We start from the raw sequence: 6,641 nt of genomic DNA, 5'->3' as shown, positions 1-6,641 counted from the left end.
GGTCCCTACGGGCCTTTGGCCCTCCGTTCGCGCCTGACCTTCGGTCAGGCGGCGGACCCGCTCCGCGTGTCCGCACCCGGGCTTCGCCCGGGTGGGCCCGGCGCTTCGCGCCTTGGCCGGCACCACTCCGCTTCGCTCCATGGCGCCGGTGGGCTGATGCCCGTTCACATGGTTGAACTGGGATTTTGGCTGAACTCACGACGGGCTGACTGGGGGAGGGTGGCCCCGAGGGGGGGGGCGTGTGCGGGTCGGCTTCGCTTCTCTCAGGTTGGTCTAGACCGTGGTCCAGGCCAATATTTCGGCCCCGGGTGAGGCTGGGGTGCGCTACCCTCGGAGGGTGAGCAACGGTGACCAGTGTATCAGTTGGCCTCTGTCAGGAAACCTTGCCGGATGCGGGGTCCGCCCTCGACAGTTCCGGGGTTTCCCGGTTTTTCTCCGGGCTGACTGATAGGCTACCGCAATCCGCCCGCACATTGATTTTGATTCCCGTCCTTTCTGGCCTCTCGGCCCGGCCGGTGAATGTATCAGAAACGCACTGTCAGCAGTTCTTGTCAGATCCCGGGTCCGGCCTGGGGGCATTCGAGGGAGAACATTTCTGTGAGCGTGGAGACTTTCCTGGCGGAGGATCAGGGGCCCGAGGAGATCACGCTTCGCCACCACCAGGTGGAGGCGCTGGAGGCGATCGTGCGGGGCCTGACGCTGCGTCCGGGGCAGAGTGCGCCGGCGGGGCTGCGGGTGACCGCGCAGATGGCCACGGGCTCGGGCAAGTCGTTCGTGGGGGCGGCGGCCGGGCAACGGCTGGCGCCCCGCGGCGTGGTCCTGGTCGTGGTGCCCACGCTGGACCTGCTGGTGCAGATGATCCGGGAGTGGCGCCGGGGTGGGCGGGCCGGGGAGATGCACGCGGTGTGCTCGCTGGCCGTGGGCGAGCTGCCGTTCGGCGTCCATGCGAGCACCGGCGGGCGGCAGATCGGGTGGTGGATCGAGCAGGCCGCCCGCAGGCGCCGGCCGCTGACCCTGTTCGCCACCTACGCCTCGGTGGGGGCCGTCGAGGACGCCTACGAGTACTACGCCGAGCGCGGCCAGGCGCTGCCGCCGCTGGACCTGATGGTCTGCGACGAGGCGCACCGCTCCTCCGGCCACGCGGAGAAGACCTGGACGGTCGTCCACGACAACGACCGCATCCCGGCGCTGCGGCGGCTCTACATGACAGCGACGCCGCGGATCTGGGCGCCGCCGAAGGCCCGCGCGCGGCAGCGTGAGGGGGCGCACCAGCCGCTGCCGGAGGAGTTGGCGGTGTCGATGGACGACCAGCAGGTCTACGGGCGTCAGGTGGTGTCCCTGGGCCTGGCGGAGGCGATCGACCGCAAGCTGTTGGCGCCGTTCGAGGTGGTGGTGCTGGAGCTGCGGGACCCGGGCGCGGACCGGACGGCGGCGGAGCGGCAGCCGGTGCCGTGGGGGCCGGGGGTGGGTGAGGCCGAGGACGGCGAGGACGACCAGGTGCCGGCCGAGCGGATCGCGGCCATCCAGGCCGGGCTGGCCAAGACGATCGTGGAGCGGAGGCTGAGGCGGGTCATCACGTTCCACAACCGGACGATCGAGGCCAGGTATTTCTCGGAGACGCTGAACCAGGCCGTTGACCGGCTGCACGCCGAGAACCCGGCGAAGTACCCGGAGGAGTTCTGGGCTCAGTGGCTTTCCGGTGAGCACGAGGTGGATTTCCGCAAGGAGACCATCCGGGACTTCGGAACCGCCGAGGAGGACGAGGGACTGGAACATGCCGTCCTGTCGAACTGCAAGGTGCTCGGCGAAGGCGTCGATATTCCGAATGCGGACGCGGTGCTTCTCCAGGGCCGGGGCAGCATGGTGGATATCGTCCAGGCCATCGGCCGGGCCCTGCGGATGAAGCCGGGCGAGGGAAAGACTGCGAGTCTGATCGTGCCGGTCTTCCTGCAGCCCGGCGAGGAGCCCGGGGACATTCTGGAGTCGGACTCGTACGGGCCGCTGGTCAAGATTCTCAGTGCGATCCGGTCGCACGACGCGCGGGTGGTCGAGTCCCTGGCCGTGCCCCAGAAGTCGGGCAAGCGGACCACCGGGCGCAGCGCTGAAGCACAGGTCGCGCCGGGTGTGAGTGAGGGTTCGCCGTCGTTCTCGCTGCCGGTGCGGTTCCAGTCGCCGGTCGGCTCGGACGTGCTGGCGCTGTTCATCTCGACTCGCGTGCTGACGGGTGAGAATCAGCTCTGGCGTGAGGGGATCGGGCACTGCCGGAATTGGTTCGAGGAGACCGGTGGACTGGATGTTCCGTGGTCCACGCGGGTCGGTGAGAACGAGAATTTTCGGCTCGGAGAATGGCTGGCACAGCGCCGGGTGGAATTCGCGAACGGCGAATTGGCGCGCCACCGGGTCGACATGCTCGACGCGCTGGGCATGATCTGGTCCGTGTCGGACGCGCGGTTCGAGGCCGGCCTCGACTGGGCGCGGGTCTGGGCGAAGGAGCACGGCGGGTCCCTGGCGGCGCCGGCGCGGGCGGCGGTCGGCGGGTACGCGATCGGGGCCTGGCTCGCCGGCCTTCGGGTCGCCGCCGAGGTGCCCGAGGGCGAGCCCGGCGCGCTCGCCCCTGAGCGGCGGGCGGCGCTGGAGGAGATCGACCCGTGGTGGTGCCCGCGGTGGCCGATCACCTGGCAGCGCTCCTACGCGGTGGCCCGGCAGTGGTGGCTGGAGTCCGATGGTCGGGTCGACTGGGCGCAGCTGCCGGTGGAGACCGAGTTCGAGGGCGAGACGCTCGGCCGGTGGGTGCGGGCGCAGCGGGCCGGGTGGGCCGAGCTCGACCAGGAGCAGCAGGACCTGCTGACGGCGCTCGGCATCGAGGAGGACCAGGAGCTCGCCGCCGCGCGGGCGGCAGCCGCGGCAAAGCCGAAGGTCTCCCGGGTGGACCGGTTCCAGCAGGGCCTGGCGGCGCTGGCCGCGTTCGTCGAGCGGGAGCAGCATCCCCGGGTGCCCCGCCCGCACAAGGAGCCGGTGGAGGCCGTGGAGGCCGGCCCCGGTGGCGAGGAGCAGGTGGTGGTGTCGCACTTCGCGCTGGGCACGTGGCTCAACAACCAGAAGGCACGCCGGGCGAAGCTGACCCCGGGCCAGCTCGCACAGCTCGCCGAACACGGCGTCGAGTGGGCGTAGGCGGGCCCCGGGTGCCGGGGGTCCCCGAAGCCCTGCGAGGCTCTTCCGCCTGCGCCCGGGGCGGGGGGTCTGCTGCGGCCGCGGGTCCCGGCTGTGTGCCAGCCGCCGGGAGCCTGTCTGCGGCGCCGCTGCCGGGCTGGCGCCACCGGGGTGGTCGGAGGCAGCGGCGGGACCAGGTCGCCGGGAGGCTGACTCGGCTCCTGGCGGACGGCCGCGCACTGGGGCCGCCGTAGTGTGTCAACCCGGCCGGCACCGCAGCGGCCCGGTTGGTGCTGCCGGAGTGGCGCCCCGGCCGCCGCGACAGCGCCGGCGGCCTCGCGGGGTGCGGGCAACACGCTCCGAGCGCCGGGTGCCGAGCGCCGGGTTCGGTGTTCGGTGTTTGCCCTGCGCGGGTGGGCGGCGGGTGGGAGAATCCCCTTCCACGCGCGGGGGCTGTCCCGCGCACGGGGCGAGACAGCGAGGCGGGGGCGCGGGATGCGTCGAGAAGCACGGACACCAGCGGCTGGACCGCACCCGGCAGCCGAAGCGGGCCTCGGGGCGATGGTGGTCCCGCCGGCGGTGAGGGGCGCGGAACCAGCCGCGGGGCCCGGTGGAGACCAGCGTCCGGCCGTTGGCCCGCGGCGGAGCAGGCCATGACCCCGTCCCCCGGTGCCGAGACCGAGCCGCCCGCCGAGAACGACCGCCGCACCGCACCGGCCGCGCCCGGCTCGGCCGGGGACAGCGAACCCGGCGGCATCCGTACAACTGGCACGGCCGGGCGGAGCGGGGGCAGGGGCGTGGCCAGCGGGGTGTCGAACCGGGTAGAGGGCAGCACGGTCGGCGGGAGCGTGTTCCAGGTCGGCGGGGTCGGCGGCGACCTGAACGTCCACCAGGTCCACCACCACGCGGCGCCCGCCCCGGAGGTGCGATGGCCGCTGTTCCTCGGTCCGGTCCCGAATCTGGCCGGGCACTTCCAGCATCGCCCCGAGACCGTAGCACTGCGGGCCTCGCTCGCCGAGGGCGGTGCGAGGACCGCGGTGCTGGGGCAGGTCGTCACCGGCACCGGTGGTGTCGGCAAGACCCAGCTCGCCGCCTACCATGCCCACCAGACCTGGCAGGTATCCCTCACTGCCGCAACCGCGGCTGGTACAGCCGGCGAGGCAGGTGCGGCTGGTATGGCCGGCGGCGGCCCGACAGCGGAGGCTGCCGCAGCAGGGCCCGGGCCGGTGGCTGTGAGCGGCCCTTCCCCCGCCGCACCCCCGGACGGTGTGAGCCCCGCCGGGGCCCTCGGGGCCGTCGGGGCCAGCAGCATCGCGGAACGGGGGCCGGTGGCGGTGGACCTGGTGGTGTGGGTGAACGCCACCACCGCCGGGGCCGTCACCGCCGCGTACGCCCAGGCCGCCCGCGAGGTGGCGCCCGGCCGGTACGACGGGCAGGACGCCGAGGAAGCGGCCCTCGGTTTCCTCGCCTGGCTGCGCGGCAGCGGGCGGCGGTGGCTGATCGTCCTGGACAACGTTCCCGACCCTGCCGCGCTGACCGGGCTGTGGCCACCCGAGGTGCCCGCGGGGCGGACGGTGGTCACCACGCGCAGCCGCCATGCCGCCTGGACCACCTCCACCCGCGCCCTCCTCCAGGTCGCCGTCTACACCCCGGCCCAGTCCCTCGACTACCTCCGCTCCGCCCTCGACCACCCCGACCGCGTCCACCTGCACGACAGCGACGACGAGCTCGCCGCGCTGGCCGACGACCTCGGGCACCTGCCCATCGCGCTCGCCCAAGCCGCCGCGTACCTCACCGACACCGCCCGTACCATCGACCGCTACCGCGCACTGCTCGCCGACCGTGCCCGCACCCTGCAGCAGAGCCTGCCCGACCAGAGCGGTCTGCCCGACCAGCAGCACCTGGCCGTCGCCGCCCTGTGGGACATCTCCATCGAACAAGCCGACCGCACCCGGCCCGAAGGCCTCGCCCGGTCCCTGCTCGAGCTGGTCGCCGTTCTCGACCCCGACCAGATCCCCGATATCGTCCTCACCACCAAGGCCGCCCGCACCCGCCTCGCCCACACCGCACTGCCTGACGCCTCCGGCGGCGGGCCCGGACGGCGGTGGTGGACGCCCTGGCGCGCACGGGCGAAGGACCCGGTCGGCGAGGACGACGCGCAGCAGGCGCTGCGCGTGCTGCACCGCTTCAACCTCCTCGACCACACCCCCGTCTCAGCCGGCGCCGACCAGGGGGAGCGCCCCAGCGACGGCCAGGGCGGCGGCGGGTGGGGGATGGTGCGCGTCCACCGTCTCGTCCAGCACGCCGTCCGCGACACCCCACCCGCCCGCGCACACCTCGGCCCCCTCGTGCGCGCCGCCGCCGACGCCCTGCTGGAAGCCTGGCCCGCCGAAGACCACCACGACCGGGCCCTCGCCGCCGCCCTGCGTACCAACACCACCATCCTCACCACCCACGCCGACGACCACCTCTGGCACCCTGACGACCACGTCCTGCTCGGCCGGGCGGGGACCAGCCTGCTCGAGGCCGGCCTCTACCAGGCCGCCATCACCCACTGGCAGCACCTCACCACCGGCGCCGAACGCCACCTCGGCCCCGACCACCCCTACACCTTCACCATCCGGCACAACCTCGCCGCCTCCTACCAGGAGGCGGGCCGCACCGAAGAGGCCATCACCCTGCTGGAACGGGTCCTCGCCGACCGCGAGCGGATCCTCGGCCGCGACCACCCCGGGACCCTCCCCACCCGCGCCAACCTCGCCACCGCCTACTGCGAGGCCGGGCGCACCGAAGAGGCCATCGCCATCGGGGAGCGGGTGCTCGCCGACCTCGAGCGGATCCTAAGCCGCGACCACTCCCACACCCTGAGCGCCCGCGCCAACCTCGCCGTCTCCTACCACCAAGCCGGGCGCACCGCAGAGGCCACCGCCATCGAGGAACAGGTGCTCGCCGACCACGAACGCATCCTCGGCCACCAGCACCCGGGCACCCTGCGCGCCCGCGCCAACCTCGCCCACTCCTACCGACAAGCCGGGCGCACCGCAGAGGCCACCGCCATCGAGGAACAGGTGGCCGCCGACCACGAACGCATCCTCGGCCACCAGCACCCGGGCACCCTGCGCGCCCGCGCCAACCTCGCCCACTCCTACCAGCAAGCCGGGCGCACCGCAGAGGCCACCGCCATCGGGGAGCAGGTGCTCGCCGACCACGAACGCATCCTCGGCCACCAGCACCCGGGCACCCTCACCGCCCGCGCCAGCCTCGCCACCTCCTACCGGCAAGCCGGGCGCACCGCAGAGGCCATCACCATCGGGGAGCAGGTGCTCGCCGACCACGAACGCATCCTCGGCCACCAGCACCCCGACACCCTCACCATCCGCGCCAACCTCGCCACCTCCTACCAGCAAGCCGGGCGCACCGAAGAGGCCATCACCCTGCTGGAACGGGTGCTCGCCGACCGCGAACGCATCCTCGGCCACCAGCACCCGGAC

Annotated in this window: 2 protein-coding genes; both read left to right on the top strand. The window is 73.3% G+C overall.

What is annotated here, in order from left to right; genetic code table 11:
* Positions 1 to 597 precede the first annotated feature (597 nt).
* Positions 598 to 3,171: a Helicase associated domain protein gene (locus tag ACFVUY_RS42120; protein ID WP_387737236.1), complete on the top strand. Its 2,574-nt coding sequence runs from the start codon at positions 598 to 600 to the stop codon at positions 3,169 to 3,171.
* Positions 3,172 to 3,803: 632 nt separating this feature from the next.
* A partial coding sequence (locus tag ACFVUY_RS42115; RefSeq protein WP_387737235.1) for a tetratricopeptide repeat protein occupies positions 3,804 to 6,641 on the top strand: 2,838 nt, incomplete at its 3' end.

The sequence above is a fragment of the Kitasatospora sp. NPDC058063 genome, from assembly GCF_042885395.1.
GTDB classification, from domain to species: Bacteria; Actinomycetota; Actinomycetes; order Streptomycetales; family Streptomycetaceae; genus Kitasatospora; species Kitasatospora lactacystinica.
The sequence above is the reverse complement of the archived record's forward strand: the minus strand, read 5'-3'. Positions and strand labels throughout refer to the sequence as shown.